A 480-nucleotide genomic window follows, 5' to 3' on the forward strand; every position below is an offset into this window, starting at 1 on the left:
ACCGCCGCCAGCCGCTCAGGCGTCAACGACGCGATCGTCCCGTCGTCCAACACCCCCGCCGCATGCACCACCCCCGCCAACCGACGCCCCGCCAACACCTCCGCCAACGCCTCCCGGTCCGCCGCATCACACGCGGCCACGGTCACCGTGGCACCCAACTCCTCCAATTCCGCGACCAGTTCACCCGCACCCGGCGCCGCCACGCCCCGCCGGCTCAGCAGCAGCAGCTCACGCACGCCGTGCGCCGCCACCAAACGCCGCGCCACCAACCCGCCCAACGTCCCGGTCCCACCGGTGACCACCACCGCCCCGGCCGGGGGATCCACCCTCGCCCCGGCGGACACCTGCGCCCGCACCAACCGAGGTGCCAGCACCGCACCACCACGCACCGCCACCTGCGGCTCACCCGACGACACCGCCGCCACCACACCCTCCGGACCATCCGCCTCCACCAGCACGAACCGCCCCGGAAACTCCGCC

The 480-nt window shown here is 74.6% G+C and carries 1 protein-coding gene; it reads right to left on the reverse strand.

Annotated elements, in window-relative coordinates; all coding sequences use genetic code 11:
* Positions 1 to 480: KR domain-containing protein (locus VM95_RS38025; protein ID WP_045706211.1), on the reverse strand; the 480-nt coding region annotated here is incomplete at both ends.

This window comes from Streptomyces rubellomurinus (assembly GCF_000961885.1).
In the GTDB taxonomy this organism is placed as follows: domain Bacteria; phylum Actinomycetota; class Actinomycetes; order Streptomycetales; family Streptomycetaceae; genus Kitasatospora; species Kitasatospora rubellomurina.